This is a genomic window from Amycolatopsis palatopharyngis (genome assembly GCF_003385185.1).
GTDB classification, from domain to species: Bacteria; Actinomycetota; Actinomycetes; order Mycobacteriales; family Pseudonocardiaceae; genus Amycolatopsis; species Amycolatopsis palatopharyngis.
Genome location: NZ_PQHZ01000012.1, coordinates 141,366 through 158,867 on the forward strand (window position 1 = coordinate 141,366; position 17,502 = coordinate 158,867).

Sequence of the window (17,502 nt, forward strand, 5' to 3'; positions counted from 1 at the left end):
GGACGGCATGGCTGTTGTGAAGATCAACGCGATCGAGGTTCCCGAGGGCGCGGGACCGGAGCTCGAACAGCGCTTCGCCGCGCGGCTGCACGCCGTCGACTCGCAGCCCGGCTTCCTCGGGTTCGAGCTTCTGCGTCCGGTGTCCGGCGAGAACCGCTACTTCGTCTACACGAAGTGGGAGTCCGAGGAGCACTTCCGTGCCTGGTCCGAGGGCCCGGCCAAGGAGGCGCACTCCGGGCAGCGTGGCAAGCCGGTGGCCAGCGGTGCGAGCCTGCTGGAGTTCGAGGTCGTACAGAGCAACGGCCCCAAAACCGAGTGACCGATGCGGACCTCGCTCGCGCCGCCGAGCTGATCTCCGGCGCGGGCGCGCTCCTGGTGTGCGCTGGTGCGGGTGCCGGCGTCGATTCCGGGCTGCCCGACTTCCGAGGTGACGAGGGCTTCTGGCGGGCCTACCCGCCGTACGCCCGGCTGGGCCTGAGCTTCGCCGAGATGGCCGACCCGGAGCACTTCGCAGCGGATCCGGAACTCGCGTGGGGCTTCTACGGACATCGCCTGGACCTCTACCGCAGGACCGTCCCGCACGAGGGATTCCAGCTGCTGCGGAAGTGGGGCTCCCGCACTCCCGGTGGCGTGCGTGTCTTCACTTCAAACGTCGACGGGCAGTTCCAGCGGGCGGGCTTTCCCGGGAACGGCGTGGCGGAGGTGCACGGCTCCATCCATCACCTGCAGTGCGCGCGCGGTTGTCACGACGACATCTGGCCCGCGGACGACACCCGGGTGCTGGTGGACGAGGAGACCATGCGGGCGCAGCGTCCGCTCCCCAGCTGTCCCGGGTGCGGCGGGCTCTCCCGCCCGAACATCCTGATGTTCGGGGATCTCGACTGGATCGGACACCGCAGCCAGGGCCAGCTCGACGCGCTGCGGCAGTGGCGCCGCGCGCAGCGCGACCTCGTGGTGATCGAACTAGGGGCCGGACGTGCTGTGCCGACAGTTCGGCGTCAGGCCGAACTCGCCAGTGCCGCCAGTGGTGCACTCATCCGGATCAATCCTCGTGAGCCGGAGGTGCGGCACGGCAGGGGGATCTCGCTCCCGATGGGCGCGCTGGCGGCCCTCACCGCACTGGACCAGCTGCTGACTTCTACCTCAGCCGGGTAGGACCAGCTCCGCGTACACGGCGTCGTGGTCGCTGCCCGGCACGTCGAGCACCTGGTAGTCGCGCACCGCCACCCGGCTGTCGGCAAGCACGTGGTCGATGGTCACCGGCGGCGGGTAGAGGCCCGATGGCCAGGTGGGCACTAAGCCCTTCCCGCGCTGCTCGGCAGCGTCGTGATAGCCGGTGTCGAGTACCCGGCGGAACGCGGCGTGATCCAGCGTGGCGTTGAAGTCCCCCGCGAGGATCCGCGTGGACGTCTCGGGCGCGGGCGGCAGTGCGGCCAGTTCGGTGCGCCAGTCGTCCATGTCCGAGATGGGTGGCCGTGCGTGCACCGCGACGATCTCGGCCGAGGATCCGTCCGGCAGGTGCAGCCGCGCGCGCGGCTGCGCGAACGTCGAGGGCTCGATCGGCGGCAGTTCGTCCAGCGGATAGCGGGACACCAGGCCGGAACCACTGCCGTAATCGGCCGTTCGCAGTGCCTCGTGCGGTAGCAGCGAGAACAGTCCGGCATCGGCCAGCGCCGCCACCCCGGTCGAGTCCAGTTCGGTCAGCGCAAGCACGTCGACGTCGTTGTCCCGGACAAGTTCGACCACCTGGTCGGCGTTCCCGTTGCTGAAGTACAGGTTGGCCGCCAGCACCCGCAGCACCGCGCCGCCGTTGTCCGGTTGTCCGTCCGGAAGGACCCTGGGCAGCAGTACGGCGAGCAGTGCGACCGTCAACGCGAGCACGACTGCGCCGATCCACCAGCTCCGGGCCACGAGCGCGAGCACACCGAGCAGCAGCCCGCAGGCGGTGACGTACGGCGTGAGCGCGAGCGTGGCCGCGATGTGCCGGTTGCCGTCGATACCCGCCAGCCGGAAGAACGCCAGGAGCGCGAACGGAACGGCCGCGACCAGTAGCAGGATGTTGATCGTCATCCGTCCGCGCCCCTTCCGCTCGGCCTTCCCGGCAGTTCCGACCTCTTCAACACTCGTGCTCACCCGACCAGCATGCCCTGGCCGGTCGCGCTCATGCCGTCCGGACGACGGACCGCCGGGACCGGCGCAGCGAGTCCAGCGCGAACGAGCCGGGGCCGAGCACCGCGATCAGCAGGAAGATCCAGCTGAACAGCGCGGCCTGCTCACCGAGGTTCTGCAGCGGGAGCAGTCCCATCGGCTGGTGCACGACGAAGTAGGCGTAGGCCATGGCGCCCGAGCACAACAGCGCCGCGGGCCGGGAGAACAGGCCCAGCAGCACGAGTCCACCGGCGACGAGCTCGATCGCCGTCGCCCACCAGCCTGGCCACGAACCGAACGCGACTCCGGCCCCCTGACCGTCGATCCCGCCGAAGGCGCCGAGGCCCTGCGCGCCGTGGCAGATGAACAGGAACGCGACCACGACTCGCACCGCGGCGATCACGGCGCCGTGTGTACCCGCGCTCAGGTTCACCAGCCTGCCGGCGGAGGGCGTGGCGGTCTCGCCCGCGGTGCTGGTGCTGGACTTGGCGTTCCTCGTGATGGTGGTCATGTCGATGCCTCCGGTTGTCCTGGCCTGGGTCCGTTTCCCTGCCCTTACCCAGACGTCGAACAGCGTGCGGCAGGATCGACACGACAGCGGAACTTTCTCCACCGTTTTCATCCGCCGTATCGTTCGTGGTCATGCGACGCGTACTTCTCACCGGCTTCGCCCCGTTCGGCGGGCAGGCCGTGAACCCGTCCTGGCAGGCTGTTCGGCTGCTGGCGGACGGCAGGCCCCGGGATTACCAACCGGCCGTGGCGGAACTCCCCTGCGACTTCGACCGGTCCCTTCCCGCGCTCGGCGAGGCCATCGAGGCGTATCGGCCCGAACTCGTGGTCTGCACCGGGCAGGCAGGCGGGCGAGCCGCTGTCACCCCGGAACGGATCGCGGTGAACCTGCAGGACGCCCGCATCCCCGACAACGCGGGCCGACAGCCGGTGGATGCGCCAGTCGTGCCGGGCGGTCCGGTTGGGTACTTCAGCTCGTTGCCGGTCAAGGCCTGCGTGGCGGCAATCGATGCCGCGGGCCTGCCCGCCGAGGTCTCGCATACCGCGGGCACGTTCGTGTGCAACCACGTGTTCTACGGCCTGATGCACCTGCTCGCCACCGAACTACCCGGCGTGCGCGGCGGTTTCGTACACGTGCCGTTCAGCCCCGAACAGGCCGGAACGGAGCATCCGAGTCTGTCGGTCGAGGAGTCCGCCCGCGCGCTCGACATCCTGGTACGCACCGCGCTCACCACGAAAACCGACCTCCCCGTCCCCGCGGGCACCCTGCACTGAACCGCACCGTCCCCGCACCCCTCCCGCCCAGGGATGGAGGTGCTGCAAGTACCCCCAAGCAAGATCGTTCTCGCGTTTTCCTACCCCCAACCCATCCCCGTTCGCGCGTGCCAGGTTGGGGAGTTGGTGGCGGTTAGCGACGAAGTCGATCTTGCTTGGGAGTACTTGCAGACGTACCAACCTGGCGCGGGCGCAGCAGAACGCCCCCTGGAAGTTGTCCCGGGGGGCGTTCTGCTTGCTCTGGAGTTGTTTTGCGGTGTTACTCGGTTTCGGTCTCGCCTGCCTCGTCGCCACTGGAGGCGGCGACGCCGACCGGCGGGGCGTCCGGAACGTTCGACGGCTTGGCTTCACCGCGGAAGGTGAAGTGCGCCGTGTCGTCCTTCGCGCTCTCGCCGTCCCAGCCCTCGACATCCACGATGACGATCTGACCGGCCTCGATCTCGCCGAAGAGGATCTTCTCGGACAGCTGGTCCTCGATCTCGCGCTGGATGGTGCGGCGCAGCGGCCGCGCACCGAGCACGGGGTCGAATCCCCGCTTGGCCAGCAGCTTCTTCGCCTTCGAAGTGAGCTCCATGGTCATGTCCTTGGCCTTGAGCTGCGTCTCGACGCGGCCGGCCATCAGGTCCACCATCTCGACGATCTGCTCCTCCGTCAGCTGGTGGAACACGATGATGTCGTCGATCCGGTTCAGGAACTCCGGCCGGAAATGCTTCTTCATCTCCTCGTTGACCTTCTGCTTCATCTTCTCGTACTTGGCAACGCCCTCGTTGCCGGAAGAGAAGCCGAGGCTCACGGACTTGGAGATGTCCGAGGTGCCCAGGTTCGAGGTGAAGATCAGCACCGTGTTCTTGAAGTCGACCGTGCGGCCCTGACCGTCGGTCAGGCGGCCATCCTCGAGCACCTGCAGCAGGGTGTTGTAGATCTCCTGGTGCGCCTTCTCGATCTCGTCGAAGAGCACCACGGAGAACGGCTTACGCCGCACCTTCTCGGTGAGCTGGCCACCCTCCTCGTAACCGACGTAGCCCGGAGGGGCACCGAAGAGCCGCGAGGCGGTGTAGCGGTCGTGGAACTCGCCCATGTCGATCTGGATGAGCGCGTCGTCCTCGCCGAACAGGAAGTTCGCCAGCGCCTTTGACAGCTCGGTCTTACCGACACCGGACGGGCCGGCGAAGATGAACGAGCCGGAGGGGCGCTTGGGGTCCTTCAGCCCGGCACGAGTACGACGGATCGCCTGCGACACGGCCTTGACCGCGTCCTCCTGGCCGATGATCCGCTTGTGGATCTCGTCCTCCATGCGGAGCAGACGGGTGGTCTCCTCCTCGGTGAGCTTGAAGACAGGGATCCCGGTCCAGTTGGCGAGGACCTCGGCGATCTGCTCGTCGTCGACCTCCGCGACGACGTCCAGGTCACCGTCCTTCCACTGCTTCTCCCGCTCGGACTTCTGGCCGAGGAGCGTCTTCTCCTCGTCCCGCAGGCGCGCGGCCCGCTCGAAGTCCTGGCCGTCGATGGCCGACTCCTTCTCCCTGCGGACGTCGGCGATCTTCTCGTCGAACTCGCGCAGGTCCGGTGGCGCGGTCATCCTGCGGATCCGCATCCTGGCGCCGGCCTCGTCGATCAGGTCGATCGCCTTGTCCGGCAGGTACCGGTCGTTGATGTAGCGGTCGGCCAGGGTGGCCGCCGACACCAGCGCCGAGTCGGTGATCGAGACGCGGTGGTGCGCCTCGTACCGGTCGCGCAGGCCCTTCAGGATCTCGATCGTGTGCTCGAGCGAGGGCTCACCGACCTGGATCGGCTGGAAGCGGCGCTCCAGCGCGGCATCCTTCTCGATGTACTTGCGGTACTCCTCGAGCGTGGTGGCACCGATCGTCTGCAGCTCACCACGGGCGAGCATCGGCTTGAGGATGCTCGCCGCGTCGATCGCACCCTCGGCTGCACCCGCACCCACGAGCGTGTGCAGCTCGTCGATGAACAGGATGATGTCGCCGCGGGTCTTGATCTCCTTGAGCACCTTCTTCAGCCGCTCTTCGAAGTCACCGCGATAGCGGGAACCGGCCACGAGCGAGCCGAGGTCAAGCGTGTAGAGCTGCTTGTCCTTCAGCGTCTCCGGGACCTCGCCCTTGACGATGTTCTGCGCGAGCCCCTCGACGACGGCGGTCTTGCCGACGCCGGGCTCACCGATCAGCACCGGGTTGTTCTTGGTGCGGCGGGACAGCACCTGCATGACCCGCTCGATCTCCTTGGCGCGGCCGATGACCGGGTCCAGCTTGCCCTCCCGCGCGGACGCGGTCAGGTTGCGGCCGAACTGGTCGAGCACCAGCGAGGAGGACGGGGTGCCCTCGCCGCGGCCCGCACCGGCTTCCGCGGGCTCCTTGCCCTGGTAGCCGGAGAGCAGCTGCAGCACCTGCTGGCGCACCCGGTTCAGGTCCGCGCCGAGCTTGACGAGCACCTGCGCGGCGACGCCCTCACCCTCACGGATCAGCCCGAGCAGAATGTGCTCGGTGCCGATGTAGTTGTGGCCGAGCTGCAGCGCTTCGCGCAGAGACAGCTCCAGCACCTTCTTGGCACGCGGCGTGAAGGGGATGTGCCCGCTCGGGGCCTGCTGCCCCTGGCCGATGATCTCCTCGACCTGCTGTCGCACACCCTCCAGCGCGATACCCAACGACTCCAGCGCCTTGGCGGCGACACCTTCACCCTCGTGGATCAAGCCCAGGAGGATGTGCTCGGTGCCGATGTAGTTGTGGTTGAGCATCCGGGCCTCTTCCTGGGCCAGGACGACCACCCGCCTCGCGCGGTCGGTGAACCTTTCGAACATTCCCACTCCCTCGACTGCTGCGCCGGCGGCCCGATCTCACCACGTCCCCATCGATTTTAGGGATGCGGCCCGCGATGAGTTCAGCACCGTAAGACCACTGTAGTGGCCCAGCCGCCGCACCGGCGTCCGACTACGCCGGAATCGGATCGCGATGGTCACTCCTGAGGAGGCCGCGACCTGTCGTTATCGACGTCTTTTCGCTGGCTGTTGACGTTCATTGCAACGTGTGAGCCTCCATCAGGATTCCGCCGGGCCGAGCCTGTCCGCTCAACGCGAACAGGGTGACCTTTGTGGCCTTCGCCCGATCGTGGTTGACAACTGGCGCGACCTCCCACTCAATGTAAGGTAAGGCAGACCTAATCAACCGAACCGGGCACGGCAGGGAGGTCCGAGTGAGCATCGACCGATCCTTCCGTGATGCCGCTCACGCCGGGCGCCCGGGTCCGCATGCGGCCGGATTCGCCGCCCCCGGCGGCCTCACCACCTCTCTGGAGCGGGTGGCTCGGCTCCAGGAGCGGGCCGAGATCCGCGTCGACGTCCCCGCCGATGGCCGCTGGCTCCGGTGCACCAGCCTGCTCGACGACCAGCGCGAGCTCGACCAGTGGCGCAACCGGCTGCGCGACTGGCTGCGGGCGGAATACGGAACCGCTCCGGAGCGCACGGTCGCCAGCTACATCATGTCCTGGTACCTGCGCATCCCGGCGTACGCCGGAGCTTTGCTGCTGCACCACGAGCGCCGCGTGCCCGATCTGCGCCCAGATGAACTCGCCCTGCGGATCGCGGCTACGGGCAGGCCGGATCCCGACGGGGTGGCGGTACTGGGCCGGTCCTTCTACTGCCTGCCATCCGACCCCGGCGGCGGCAGGCCAGAGGCAACGGTGGTCGCCGACGAACGAGCGCTGGCCGAGGTACTGCGTGCCCGCTACGTCGCGCACGCCTCGCGGTTCGTGAAGGCCTACCGCAGGAGCAGCCCATTGGGGGCAAGAACACTGTGGGCCGGCGCCACCGACGCGCTCGACAGCGCGCTCTGGTGGGCGGGAGCACAGGGCGGTACCCGCGCTGCCGAGGGGGCCGCGGTGGCCGACGCCGCCCTGGTGCTCGAACGTCGCTTCCCGCCACTCACGTCGGCCTCCACACTCAGGATGGAGACCGCGACCGACGGCGAACGGGGCTGGACGCGGCGCAGGGAGAGTTGCTGCTTCTCCTACCTGCTGCCGCACGAGGCCGAGTGCGCGGGCTGCCCGCGCACCTGCCCCAAGGGCTAACGGCGCTCAGAGCTCCGCGTCCTGTGCCCGCCGGATCGCGGGTCGCGGCCGGACAACGCGAGGGCTCGCTCGAGAGTGCCCGCCGAGGGCGGGACCTCGACCTCGGCACCGAAGACACCCATCTGCCTGCCCTGCTCGGCCATCGCCGCCAGGACTCCGAGTGCCGCCTGCGCGACAGCGGGCTCGCAGCCGTACGGCTGCCCGGTCGCCACCGCCAGATCCCAGCCGTGCACGACGAACTCCGTGAGGACCATTCCGCCGACCATCGAGGCAGGCAGTTCCATACGCATCACGGTCGTTCCGGCCCAGGCCGCCGGGGACGCCAGTGCGCCAGCCAGCCCCTCCGACTGCCGCGTCAGCCGCTGGAGCCAGTCCGCGCCGACGAGATCCGCTGCGTCCTCACCCGCGTCCTGTGGTGGCGCGGGTAACCGCCGTGCGGCGGCTTCGAGACGAGGTCCCCAGTACAGCAAGTGATTGAGCAGTCCGCGTACGTCGTACTCGGCGCAGGGGGTCGAATTCCTCAACTGCTCCGGCGAGATCGAGCCCGCGACCTCAACGAAGGTGCGGGCAGCGGACACCAGGGCGCCGGCGTTGTCGGTTTGTTCACTCATGCGTCGAATCAAACCGCAGGGGCAACACGGCTGTCTTGAACAAACGCGACAACGCCAGACCGCGAAGGAGGAAATCGATTACGTGACCGGCCAAGACAGCAGTGGGGTCACCGGAAGAATCCGGTGACCCCACTGCACGACCTGTGGTGCCCGCTCGAAGCAGGAGCCGTGAAGAACGTCAGTTCTTCTTGTGGTAAGCCTCGACCACCTCAGACGGGATACGCCCGCGGTCGGAAACCTGAAAACCGTTCTTGCGAGCCCATGCCCGAATGGCCTGGTTCTGCTCGCGGTCCACTGTGGCGGGACGAGCCGTCGCTTTCACCGCCGCGCGAGTGGAACTGCGCTTACGACCACCGGAACGGCGCGCGTGCTCGATGTACTGCGCCAGCGCGTCCCGAAGTTCCTCGGCATTGTCCGCGGACAAATCGATCTGGTAGCTCACACCGTCCAGACCGAACTCAACCGTCTCCTCCGCCTCGGAACCGTCCAGATCGTCCACGAGAGAGACGAGAACCTTCTGCGCCATCAGTTTCCTCCTGCTTTGAGCTGGCGGTTGATCGCTGGAGACGCGATCCCGCCAGAAGCTTCGACTCCGACATTAATACCCGCTGCCGCCGTTAAACGCAAATCACGATTGCTGTTAGGCGTGGCGGTTGTTGTGTAGTCAGTCCGACCAGCACTAACCAAGAGCTACTTGTCAGTCTTATGGGTTATTCCGGCCGCACCAGCGGGAACAGGATCGTCTCCCGGATGCCGAGACCAGTGAGCGCCATGAGCAAGCGGTCGACACCCATTCCCGCACCACCACTGGGTGGCATTCCGTACTCGAGAGCACGAAGGAAATCCTCATCGAGAACCATGGCCTCGCTATCACCCGCGGCACCGAGTCGAGCCTGTTCTGTTAGCCGTTGCCGTTCCACCACCGGATCGACGAGCTCGGAGTACCCCGTCGCAAGTTCGAATCCGCGTACGTAGAGATCCCACTTCTCCGCTATACCCGGCTTGCTGCGATGCTGCCTGGTCAACGGTGAAGTCTCCAGCGGAAAATCCCGAACGAAGGTGGGCGCGTAAAGATGGTCGCCCACCAGGTGCTCCCATAGTTCCTCGACCAGCTTGCCATGACCCAGTTTCGGATCGACCTCGAGGTCGTGGGACTTCGCAAAGGAGCGCAGTGTGTCGACTGATGTCTCAGGAGTGATTTCCGTACCGACCGCCTCGGACAACGAGCCATACATCGTGAGGGTTGTCCACTCGCCGGAAAGGTCGTACTCGGAACCATCCGCGAGAGTGACGACCTGCGTACCGAGCGCTGCTTCCGCGGCTTCCTGAACGAGTTCCCGGGTCAGCACCGCGATGGTGTCGTAAGTCCCGTAAGCCTCGTAGTACTCCAGCATCGCGAACTCGGGCGAATGGGAGGAGTCGCTGCCCTCGTTTCGGAAGTTCCGGTTGATCTCGAAGACTTTTTCGATCCCACCGACCACACAGCGCTTCAAGTAGAGCTCGGGCGCGATCCGCAAGAACAGATCGAGATCGAACGCGTTGGAATGGGTGACGAACGGCCGCGCCGCGGCGCCTCCGTGCAGCGTCTGCAACATCGGCGTCTCGACCTCGGTGTACCCACGTTCGTGGAACGAGTCCCGTAACGCACGCAGCACCGTGGCCCGCGTCCGAACCACATCACGCGCCTTCGGGCGCAAAATCAGATCAACATAGCGCTGCCTGATTCGCGTTTCCTCGGCCAATTCCTTGTGCACCACAGGCAGGGGGCGCAACGCTTTGGACGTTAGCCGCCAGCCGTCCGCCATCACGGAAAGTTCGCCACGCTTCGAGGTGATGACCTCACCCTGCACGAAAACGTGATCGCCGAGATCGACATCGGCCTTCCAAGCCGCGAGTGCGTCGGCTCCGACCTTGGCCAGACTGATCATTGCCTGGAGTTCGGTTCCGTCGCCCTCACGCAGACTCGCGAAACACAGCTTCCCGGTGTTGCGCAGGAACATCACCCTGCCGGTGATTCCGACCTGCATCCCGGTGCTCGTGTCCGGCGGGAGATCCGAATGTGTGGCGCGAATCTCGGCGAGCGTATGTGTACGGGGGACTTCAACCGGATAAGGATCGATACCCTCAGCAAGTATCCGGTCACGCTTCTCCCGGCGCACCCGCAGCTGTTCGGGCAGGTCATCGTCAGTAGTGGCGTTCTCGGACGCGGGGATATCGGTCATGACGCCATAGCGTACGAACCCCGCCTCGGCCGACGCGAACCGGATTACCCATTGCCGGCGCCGGCCAGCCCTGCGGCAGGTATTGGCACACGACTGGTGGTGAACACCACCGGCACTCGCAGGCGGGCGGTGTTAACGTCGAGTGTGGTGGATCTCGAACCACTCCGGACGAGCGCGTCGTACCCGGCATCGACAAGACGGCGCAGTGTCGTGACAACTCACTGCGTGCTTCTTGGAGGTCGGACATATGTCCTGGGTCGTACTCGTGATTTCCGGAGTCCTGGAAACCGTCTGGGCCGCGGCGCTCAGCGCGTCGAAGGGTTTTTCCCGGCTCAATCCCTCGCTGCTGTTTCTGGTCGCGCTGGCGCTCAGCATGGGCGGGCTCGCGTTCGCCATGCGCAGCATTCCGATCGGCACGGCCTATGTGGTCTGGGTCGGAATCGGCGCCGTCGGCGCCGCGGTTTACGGCATGGCGGCGCTCGGTGATCCGGTCACCGCGGCGCGGATCACCTGCCTCGTGCTGATCGTGGCCGGCGTCGTCGGCCTGAAGGTGATCAGCTGAGCGGATGCGGCAACGCTCAGCAGGCCTTCAGCTGAGGGTGATTCACGCGGCGTAAGTTGCCGGGTGCACGCATCTCACTGGTATCGGCCAGCCGTGAGTGACCCTCCGCAAGCCCCGGGCCACCCCCGTCCGACCGATCGTGAATAACCCTCAGCGCATATTGCGTTCATAGACCAGGCGCAGGCCCAGCAGGGTGAGTTCGGGGACGTGCTCGGTGATGGTCTCGGACTCACCGAGCACCAGCGGTGCGAGACCGCCGGTCGCGATCACCGTGACCGGAGTCGCATCGGAAGAAAGTTCGCGCACGATCCGGTTCACCAGGCCGTCCACCTGGCCGGCGAAACCGAAGACGATTCCGGACTGCAGGCATTCCACGGTGCTCTTACCGATGACCGAACGCGGCCGCACCAGTTCCACCTTCCGCAGTGCCGCCGCCCTGGCCGCGAGGGCGTCCACCGAGATCTCGATACCGGGGGCGAAGGCACCGCCGAGGAACTCGCCCCTGGACGAGATCGCGTCGACGTTGGTCGAGGTGCCGAAATCGACGACCACGCAGGCAGTGCCGAACAGATGGTAGGCGGCGAGGGTGTTCACCAACCGGTCCCCGCCGACCTCCTTGGGGTTGTCGACCAGCAGCGCAACGCCGGTTCGCACACCCGGTTCGACCACGATCTTCGGCACGGCCAGGTAGTAGCGATCCAGCATGACCCGCAGCTCGCGCAGGACCGCGGGCACCGTCGACAGTGCGCTGATCCCGGTCACCAGGTCGGCGTGCGGCCCGAGCAGTCCGCGCATGGTCAGCGCCAGCTCGTCGGCGGTGATACGCGCGTCGGTACGCATGCGCCAGTCCCGGACCAGCTCGGCCTCGTCGCCCCTGCCTCGATAGAGGCCGAGGACGATGTTCGTGTTACCGACGTCGACGGTGAGCAGCACTAGCGGTGCACCGGCTCGCTCAGCTCTCCGCGTGCAGCAGGGCGTCCAGCCGCGCCGCGTCCACGGTCTCGGCGACCGGGAAGTTGGCGATATGGCCGTCCGGCGCCGCCACCGGCAGCGCACCACTGACCAGACCGGACCCTGCCGGAGCGTGTCCGGGGTCGCCGCCAGCGTCGGTGACGCGGTTGTCCGCGTCGACGAACACGACCCGTGGGCGGAACGACGCCGCCTCTGCCGACTCCATCTGCCCATAGGCGATCAGGATCACCAGGTCACCCGGATGCACCAAGTGGGCCGCGGCACCGTTGATCCCGATGACACCGCTGTCCCGTTCGCCCGTGATCACGTACGTCTCGAGCCGGGCACCGTTGGTGACGTCCACGATCGAGACCTGCTCGCCGGGCAGCAAATCGGCCGCTTCCATCAGGGTCTCGTCGACGGTCACCGAACCGACGTAGTGCAGGTCGGCCTGCGTCACCGTCGCGCGGTGGATCTTCGACTTCAGCATCGTGCGATACATGGCGGACTCTCCTATACCCCTGCGTCCTCGGTGGATCCCTCGTCCTGCTCCACCCCATGCCCGGCCGAGGAGCCGAGCAGAACCGGAACGTTGTCGATCAACCGCGTGTTCCCCACTCGTGCGGCGATCAGCAACCGTGCTTCCCCGTCGACGGGCGCGGGTCCCAGTTCGGTTCCGCGCAGTTCGAGGTAGTCGACCTCGACCTCGGGACGGGCCCGCAGCGTGCTGTTGGCCGCGTCCAGCACAGCCGATCGTCCCCGCGCCCCCATATGCGCGCCCGCGGTGAGTGCCGCGGAGAGCACCACCGCCTGCTCCCGCTGCTCGGCGGAAAGGTAGACGTTGCGCGAGGACAGTGCCAGCCCATCACGTTCCCGGACCGTGGGCACCCCGACCACCCTGGTCCGGAAGTTCAGGTCCCGCGCCATCCGGCGGATCAGGACCAGCTGCTGGAAATCCTTCTCGCCGAAGAACGCATAGTGCGGCCCCACGATGTTGAACAGCTTCGACACCACGGTCAGCACTCCGGCGAAATGCCCAGGACGTGACGAGCCCTCCAACTCGTCACCGAGCGGGCCGGGCCCCACGCTCACGATCCGGTCCTGCGGGTACAGATCCGCCGCCGAGGGCGTGAAGGCCAGTTCCACACCGGCATCCGCGAGCACCTCGAGGTCGGCCTCCAGCCGCCGCGGGTAGGCCTCGAAGTCCTCGCCCTCGCCGAACTGCAGCGGGTTGACGAAGATCGACGCCGCGACGACTGTGTTCGGCAGCCGCTTTGCCCTGCGAAACAGTTCCCGGTGCCCGGCGTGTAGCGCGCCCATGGTCGGCACGAGAGCGACCGTGCGGCTCACCGACCGCAACGCGTCGGTCACCCGGCTCATATCCGCCACCGTCCGGTAGACGTTGAGCTGGTTACGGGTGAACTTGGGCGCGGGCGCCTTCGTCGCGGGATAGGCGGGGATCGGGGAACTCACTGTGTCTCACGTCCATCAGCAGGGTTGTCGAGCAGGTCGGCGATCGCGGCGGCGCCTCCGGGAGAGAGCATCCCGGACTTCCTGGCCCGCTCCGCGGTTCGCCTGGCCAGTACCGAGTAGGAGGCGACGACGTCCGGCGCGTGCTCGGCCAGTGCACCGAGATGGGCACCGACCGTACCGGTGTCACCACGGGCGACCGGACCGGTCAACGCGCGGTCGCCGTGCCGGAGCACATTATCCAATGCCGCCGACAACAACGGACCCAGCAGCCGCTCGGCATCCGCCACCTCCGCGCGCCTGAGCACCTCGGCACAATCCGCGACGAGGGTGATCAGGTGGTTGGCACCGTGGGCCAGCGCGGCGTGGTACAGCGTCCGCGCGGCCTCGGGCACTCGAACCGGCTCGGCCCCCATCTCCACCGCAAGTGCCTCACCGACGTTCCACGCGGCCTCGTCGCCTGCCGCGGCCGTCACCCCGATGCAGCAGGTGGCCATTCGCTCCAGGTCCTCGGACCTGCCGCTGAACGTCATCACCGGATGCAGCGCGAGCGGCAGCGCACCGAGTTCGGCGACGGGGTCGAGCACACCGACCCCGTGCGCGCCGGAGGTGTGCAGCACGATCTGTCCCGGACGCAGGGAGCCGGTCGCCACGAGACCACGCACCATCACGGCGAGGCTGTCGTCTGGAATGGCCAGCACGACGAGATCCGCGCGGCGGGCGACCTCGTCGGAGGGCAGCAGGGGCACACCGGGCAGCAGTCGTTCCGCTCGCTGCACCGACTCGGTGGAGATGCCTGAGGCGGCAACCACAGTGTGACCTGCGCGGACCAGTGCCGCACCGAGCACACTGCCTACCCGGCCCGCGGACACCACACCCACCGAAAGCCGGGCGGGGCGCGTCATCGTCGGCCTTTTCGCATAGCTCACAGCTCCTGCCATTCGTTCCAGTCCCGACCTTGGCTGCGGGTACCGGACGACGGCGCGAGAATAGTTCGCGCTCGGGGGGTTTGCGCGCCCCTGGTGACCAGCTTCACCCGGACCGGGTCACCCCCTCTGGGGGATGCTCTCGGTTTCCTGACGGTCGCCGTTGGCCAGGCGGACGGCTTCCGCCCGCACCGAGCGCAGCACCGCCAGCAACTCCGCATGCCTGCGATTCGCCCCCGGTTCGGCGTTGCCACACGCGAGATTGCGCCGCAGGAAAGCGAGTTCGGTCACACTCGCCTGGTACGCCCCGACAGCTCTGCCCGCGGCCCTGCCGGACTCCCTGCGTGCCTGCCTGCGCCACTGTCTGCGTCCGGCGAGGCTAGCCAGCAACTCCATTTCGGAGCGAGCGATCCACCGAGACTCGGCCATTTCCGGCAGTGCGGCAGCGACGACCCGCTGCTCCCTTCGTCGCTGCCACAGCACGAGCAGCAGCACACCGAGGAACATCGGGACCATGATCAGGAAGTAGACGTTGATGAACGTGGTCGCGCCGCCGAGGGTCGCCGAAGCGTTCCACAACGCGTGCAGACTCACCGCTGCCAGATAGCCACCGAGCGGGGCGAGAAAGCGCACCTGCTTGCTCGCCGTCCTGGCCGCGATGCCGATGCCGATCCCGGTGAGCACGGTGAACAACGGATGCGCGAACGGGGACAGCACACCGCGCAGGATGAACGCGGCGAGCACACCGGCGCTCGTGGCATCGCCGAAGCCGTACTCCGCGAACGCCCTGCCGAAGTAGTAGATGTTCTCGGTGAACGCGAAGCCTGCCGCGCTGAAGCCGGCGTAGACGATGCCGTCGACCAGACCGTCGAACTCGTGCGAGCGGCGCAGCAGCACGGCCAGCACCGGCAGGGCCTTGACCGCCTCCTCCACCAACGGTGCCGAGACGATCGCGCTGAATTTGTCCCCGTTACCGTTGCCGAGCAACATGTCACCGACCGCGGAGGCGGTGTCGTTGATCAGCAACGCGGTCAGCGTCGCGACGAACGCACCCCAGCAGAACGAGAGCAGCAACAGGGAAGCGGGTTCTGGTTCCCAGCGGTCGATCCAGAGGAACGTGGCGACGACCACCGCGACCGGCAGCACCGCGGCGACCACCCCGATGACGGTGGCCAGTACCCCGACCCGTGCCGTGGCGAGACCGAGTACGAGCAGCCCGCACAACGCGACCAGCACCAGGCCGAGCACGGGCAGCAGCACGGTGATCCTGCGCGGGGTGTGCCGGCGCAGGGGGTGTCGTTCTTGCCGGACTCGCCGCGATCCCCTCACGCCTCGGCACGATATAAGACGGGTCGGACACGCGTTCGAGTACTGCCACCGACGCCCGCCGACTCGCACTTTCCCGGGAAAGTGCGAGAGGTGGCTCAGTCCTCGGCGCGGCGCCTGCGGCGGGGTGTCGCGCCGGAGCCGTGTGCGGCGAGCAGTTCACTGACCGAGCGTCCCTCGGCGTGCGACCCGCTCTCTTCGTCCGGCCGCTCACGCTCACCGAATCCCTGCCACGGTGGGTCGTCTTCGGCCCTGCGCCTGCGGCCGCCGCCCTCGTTCGCGCCGTGCCGGGAGCCGCGTCCGGTCTCCTCCGCACCGTGCCGGGACGCGCTCGACGACTGCGCTGTGCCCTCGCTGCCCTCGCTGCCCTCGGCGTCTTCGGCCCTGCGCCTGCGACCGCCCGGCCGGCTGCCGCGTTGCAACTCGCGCACCGATTCGGGCAACGTCGGGTTGGGCTCGGGAACCTCGGGCGCGGGCCCTGCCTCCGGAACGGGTTCCGGTTCCGGCGAGCCGTAACCGTTTGTGCCGTAACCGTTTGTGCCGTGCCTGCCGGTGCCACCTGCGGTGTCGTCCTCGACTGCCGGGTCGGCGCTGTCCGCCGCGTCGGCGGTGTCGTCCCCTTCGGCCCGGCTCTCGCCGGTCCACGCCGACATCCACTCGAAGTCGAACTCCGGCTGCGGCTCGGCAACTGGTTCGGGTTCGCGCGCCGGCTCCGGACGCTCGGCGCCCCTCCGCGGATCTTCCGGCACGACACTGGCCGCGGATCGGCCACGGGCAATGCGCTCCATGGCGGGGCGCGTCAGCTCGTGCTGTTCCGGTTCACGCTGCCCGCTCGGCGCGGGCCTGCGTGGAACCGCCGCGGGCGGAACCGTCCTGCGGGGCGGAGCGGGAGGCGGCGGCTGCTGTGGCTGCGGCTGCGGCTGCACGGGCCGCATACCGGCCACGGTCGCGTCCTCGTGCTGCTGTGCCCTTGCTGCCTCCGCCCGAGCCTCGCCTGCGGCTTTCGCCGCTTTCGCTGCCACTGAACCGACCTCGTTCAGTGGCACCCTGCGGGTCGGCGGGCCACTGTCCTGCGGCGGCCTCGGTGCCCTCGGCACCTGCTGGGTCTTCGCGTTCTCCTGCTCGCGTTGCTGTGCCGGAGCGGGCTGCTGCGCGGGCGGGCGTGGCGGCTGGAGTGGTTTCTGCGGTGCCTGCGGTTTGTGTGGCTGCGCCTGCTGTGCGGCGCGGGGCACCGCCACCTGCGGTTTCACCTGTTTCGGGGTACGCCTGGCGATTCCGAACTCCGGCTCGCCGTCACGCACCTTGTTCATCATCTCGGTGGGATGCTCGCCGCGCGCTGCCGAATCGGGCTGTTGGCCGTTTGTCAGCTGCGCTTTCGGCTTGCCGTTGGACTCGCCCCCGTTGACGACTTTGGGCTCGTCGTTCAGTGAGCGCATCCTGGTCGACTGGGCGGTCAGCGCGACCCGCTCGTAAAGCACCTCGCCACCGAAGAGGGACTGCAGGCTCTCGCGGAGCGCGGTCACCTCGTTGCGCAGCGCCTCCAGTTCCTCCCGTGAATCGGCTTCCACCCGGTCACGGGTCTCCGCTTCGATCTCGAGCTCGAACTCCCGGCGTGCGGCGATCTCCCGTTCCAGTTCGAGTTCGTACACCGCCTGTGCCTGCGCGACCGACTCGGCCGTCGCAGCTGCCTGCTTGCGGTACCGCACGGCGAAGAAGGCGCCGATCAGCGCGGCCCACAGCGCCGCCACGATCGCCAGGCGGAGCCATCTCAGGTCCTCGGTGAACACCAGCGCGAGCGTCGCGCCCACGGCGAGCGTGAAGCCGACAACGAGCGCCGGCGCGCCTGGAAAGCGGCCGCGCGAGTCGTCACCCACGCCAGTCATGCCCCACACCGTACCTTCTGGTAATCCGACTGAGACCTAGTC

17 protein-coding genes and 1 riboswitch are annotated in these 17,502 nt (G+C 67.7%); of the genes, 5 read left to right on the plus strand and 12 right to left on the minus strand.

All coding sequences use genetic code 11. The features are described from left to right. Positions 1 to 7 precede the first annotated feature (7 nt). Together D0C15_RS12310 and D0C15_RS12315 are read left to right on the plus strand one after the other, a co-directional pair. On the plus strand, positions 8 to 319 hold the full coding sequence (locus tag D0C15_RS12310; protein WP_116044262.1) for an antibiotic biosynthesis monooxygenase family protein: 312 nt from the start codon (positions 8 to 10) through the stop codon (positions 317 to 319). Beyond that, on the plus strand, positions 316 to 1,155 hold the full coding sequence (locus D0C15_RS12315) for an SIR2 family NAD-dependent protein deacylase (RefSeq protein WP_116044264.1): 840 nt from the start codon (positions 316 to 318) through the stop codon (positions 1,153 to 1,155). The genes D0C15_RS12310 and D0C15_RS12315 overlap by 4 nt, the downstream gene beginning before the upstream one ends. On the opposite strand, the gene D0C15_RS12320 is transcribed toward D0C15_RS12315, so the two are convergent. Together D0C15_RS12320 and D0C15_RS12325 are read right to left on the minus strand one after the other, a co-directional pair. Next, positions 1,144 to 2,133, minus strand: coding sequence for an endonuclease/exonuclease/phosphatase family protein (locus D0C15_RS12320; protein ID WP_245975718.1), 990 nt, complete (start codon positions 2,131 to 2,133; stop codon positions 1,144 to 1,146). The two genes, D0C15_RS12315 and D0C15_RS12320, sit on opposite strands and share 12 nt — an antisense overlap. Positions 2,134 to 2,161: 28 nt before the next feature. Then, complete coding sequence (locus tag D0C15_RS12325) at positions 2,162 to 2,659, minus strand: DoxX family protein (RefSeq protein ID WP_116044369.1); 498 nt, start codon at positions 2,657 to 2,659, stop codon at positions 2,162 to 2,164. Between the two features lie 131 nt (positions 2,660 to 2,790). On the opposite strand from D0C15_RS12325, the gene pcp reads away from it, so the two are divergent. Next, positions 2,791 to 3,432 carry a pyroglutamyl-peptidase I gene (gene pcp, locus D0C15_RS12330; RefSeq protein ID WP_116044268.1) on the plus strand — a complete coding sequence of 214 codons (642 nt, stop codon included), beginning with the start codon at positions 2,791 to 2,793 and terminating at the stop codon, positions 3,430 to 3,432. 259 nt (positions 3,433 to 3,691) lie between these two features. Here the strand turns inward: pcp and D0C15_RS12335 are convergent, their stop codons facing one another. Continuing rightward, a complete protein-coding gene (locus D0C15_RS12335; protein ID WP_116044270.1) occupies positions 3,692 to 6,244 on the minus strand; it encodes an ATP-dependent Clp protease ATP-binding subunit in 2,553 nt (850 codons plus the stop codon). Positions 6,245 to 6,636: 392 nt separating this feature from the next. On the opposite strand from D0C15_RS12335, the gene D0C15_RS12345 reads away from it, so the two are divergent. Beyond that, a complete protein-coding gene (locus tag D0C15_RS12345) occupies positions 6,637 to 7,509 on the plus strand; it encodes a (2Fe-2S)-binding protein (RefSeq protein ID WP_425455381.1) in 873 nt (290 codons plus the stop codon). Here the strand turns inward: D0C15_RS12345 and D0C15_RS12350 are convergent. The 3 genes from D0C15_RS12350 to lysS form a co-directional block, all read right to left on the minus strand. Next, positions 7,506 to 8,120 carry a TIGR03086 family metal-binding protein gene (locus D0C15_RS12350; protein ID WP_116044275.1) on the minus strand — a complete coding sequence of 205 codons (615 nt, stop codon included), beginning with the start codon at positions 8,118 to 8,120 and terminating at the stop codon, positions 7,506 to 7,508. The two genes, D0C15_RS12345 and D0C15_RS12350, sit on opposite strands and share 4 nt — an antisense overlap. A gap of 178 nt (positions 8,121 to 8,298) precedes the next feature. Further along, complete coding sequence (locus D0C15_RS12355) at positions 8,299 to 8,646, minus strand: histone-like nucleoid-structuring protein Lsr2 (RefSeq protein ID WP_116044277.1); 348 nt, start codon at positions 8,644 to 8,646, stop codon at positions 8,299 to 8,301. Positions 8,647 to 8,830: 184 nt separating this feature from the next. Beyond that, positions 8,831 to 10,342 carry a lysine--tRNA ligase gene (lysS, locus tag D0C15_RS12360; RefSeq protein ID WP_116044280.1) on the minus strand — a complete coding sequence of 504 codons (1,512 nt, stop codon included), beginning with the start codon at positions 10,340 to 10,342 and terminating at the stop codon, positions 8,831 to 8,833. A 139-nt stretch (positions 10,343 to 10,481) separates the two neighbouring features. Further along, positions 10,482 to 10,549: riboswitch (guanidine-III (ykkC-III) riboswitch) on the plus strand. A 40-nt stretch (positions 10,550 to 10,589) separates the two neighbouring features. Here lysS and D0C15_RS12365 point away from each other — a divergent pair. Further along, on the plus strand, positions 10,590 to 10,904 hold the full coding sequence (locus tag D0C15_RS12365) for a DMT family transporter (RefSeq protein WP_116044282.1): 315 nt from the start codon (positions 10,590 to 10,592) through the stop codon (positions 10,902 to 10,904). Positions 10,905 to 11,054: 150 nt separating this feature from the next. Here the strand turns inward: D0C15_RS12365 and D0C15_RS12370 are convergent, their stop codons facing one another. The 6 genes from D0C15_RS12370 to D0C15_RS12395 form a co-directional block, all read right to left on the minus strand. Next, the gene (locus D0C15_RS12370) at positions 11,055 to 11,837 is read right to left on the minus strand and encodes a type III pantothenate kinase (protein WP_116044285.1); all 783 of its coding nucleotides are present in this window, start codon (positions 11,835 to 11,837) and stop codon (positions 11,055 to 11,057) included. A gap of 19 nt (positions 11,838 to 11,856) precedes the next feature. Then, positions 11,857 to 12,357, minus strand: a complete 501-nt coding sequence (gene panD / locus D0C15_RS12375; RefSeq protein ID WP_116044287.1) for an aspartate 1-decarboxylase — start codon at positions 12,355 to 12,357, stop codon at positions 11,857 to 11,859. A gap of 11 nt (positions 12,358 to 12,368) precedes the next feature. Next, positions 12,369 to 13,328 (minus strand): pantoate--beta-alanine ligase, encoded by a 960-nt coding sequence (gene panC / locus D0C15_RS12380; protein WP_281270700.1) that lies wholly within the window; start codon positions 13,326 to 13,328, stop codon positions 12,369 to 12,371. Then, on the minus strand, positions 13,325 to 14,230 hold the full coding sequence (locus D0C15_RS12385) for a Rossmann-like and DUF2520 domain-containing protein (protein WP_116044289.1): 906 nt from the start codon (positions 14,228 to 14,230) through the stop codon (positions 13,325 to 13,327). The genes panC and D0C15_RS12385 overlap by 4 nt, the downstream gene beginning before the upstream one ends. A 141-nt stretch (positions 14,231 to 14,371) precedes the next feature. Then, positions 14,372 to 15,511, minus strand: a complete 1,140-nt coding sequence (locus D0C15_RS12390) for a PrsW family intramembrane metalloprotease (protein WP_116044291.1) — start codon at positions 15,509 to 15,511, stop codon at positions 14,372 to 14,374. Between the two features lie 164 nt (positions 15,512 to 15,675). Continuing rightward, positions 15,676 to 17,460, minus strand: coding sequence for a DUF6779 domain-containing protein (locus tag D0C15_RS12395; RefSeq protein ID WP_116044293.1), 1,785 nt, complete (start codon positions 17,458 to 17,460; stop codon positions 15,676 to 15,678). Positions 17,461 to 17,502 lie beyond the last annotated feature (42 nt).

Bases quoted from the DNA above. Each gene is read 5' to 3' on its own strand.
- D0C15_RS12310 (WP_116044262.1), top strand. From the start codon at position 8: ATGGCTGTTGTGAAGATCAACGCGATCGAGGTTCCCGAGGGCGCGGGA.
- D0C15_RS12325 (WP_116044369.1), bottom strand. From the start codon at position 2,659: ATGACCACCATCACGAGGAACGCCAAGTCCAGCACCAGCACCGCGGGC.
- pcp (WP_116044268.1), top strand. From the start codon at position 2,791: ATGCGACGCGTACTTCTCACCGGCTTCGCCCCGTTCGGCGGGCAGGCC.
- D0C15_RS12335 (WP_116044270.1), bottom strand. From the start codon at position 6,244: ATGTTCGAAAGGTTCACCGACCGCGCGAGGCGGGTGGTCGTCCTGGCC.
- D0C15_RS12350 (WP_116044275.1), bottom strand. From the start codon at position 8,120: ATGAGTGAACAAACCGACAACGCCGGCGCCCTGGTGTCCGCTGCCCGC.
- D0C15_RS12355 (WP_116044277.1), bottom strand. From the start codon at position 8,646: ATGGCGCAGAAGGTTCTCGTCTCTCTCGTGGACGATCTGGACGGTTCC.
- lysS (WP_116044280.1), bottom strand. From the start codon at position 10,342: ATGACCGATATCCCCGCGTCCGAGAACGCCACTACTGACGATGACCTG.
- D0C15_RS12365 (WP_116044282.1), top strand. From the start codon at position 10,590: ATGTCCTGGGTCGTACTCGTGATTTCCGGAGTCCTGGAAACCGTCTGG.
- panD (WP_116044287.1), bottom strand. From the start codon at position 12,357: ATGTATCGCACGATGCTGAAGTCGAAGATCCACCGCGCGACGGTGACG.
- D0C15_RS12385 (WP_116044289.1), bottom strand. From the start codon at position 14,230: ATGACGCGCCCCGCCCGGCTTTCGGTGGGTGTGGTGTCCGCGGGCCGG.
- D0C15_RS12395 (WP_116044293.1), bottom strand. From the start codon at position 17,460: ATGACTGGCGTGGGTGACGACTCGCGCGGCCGCTTTCCAGGCGCGCCG.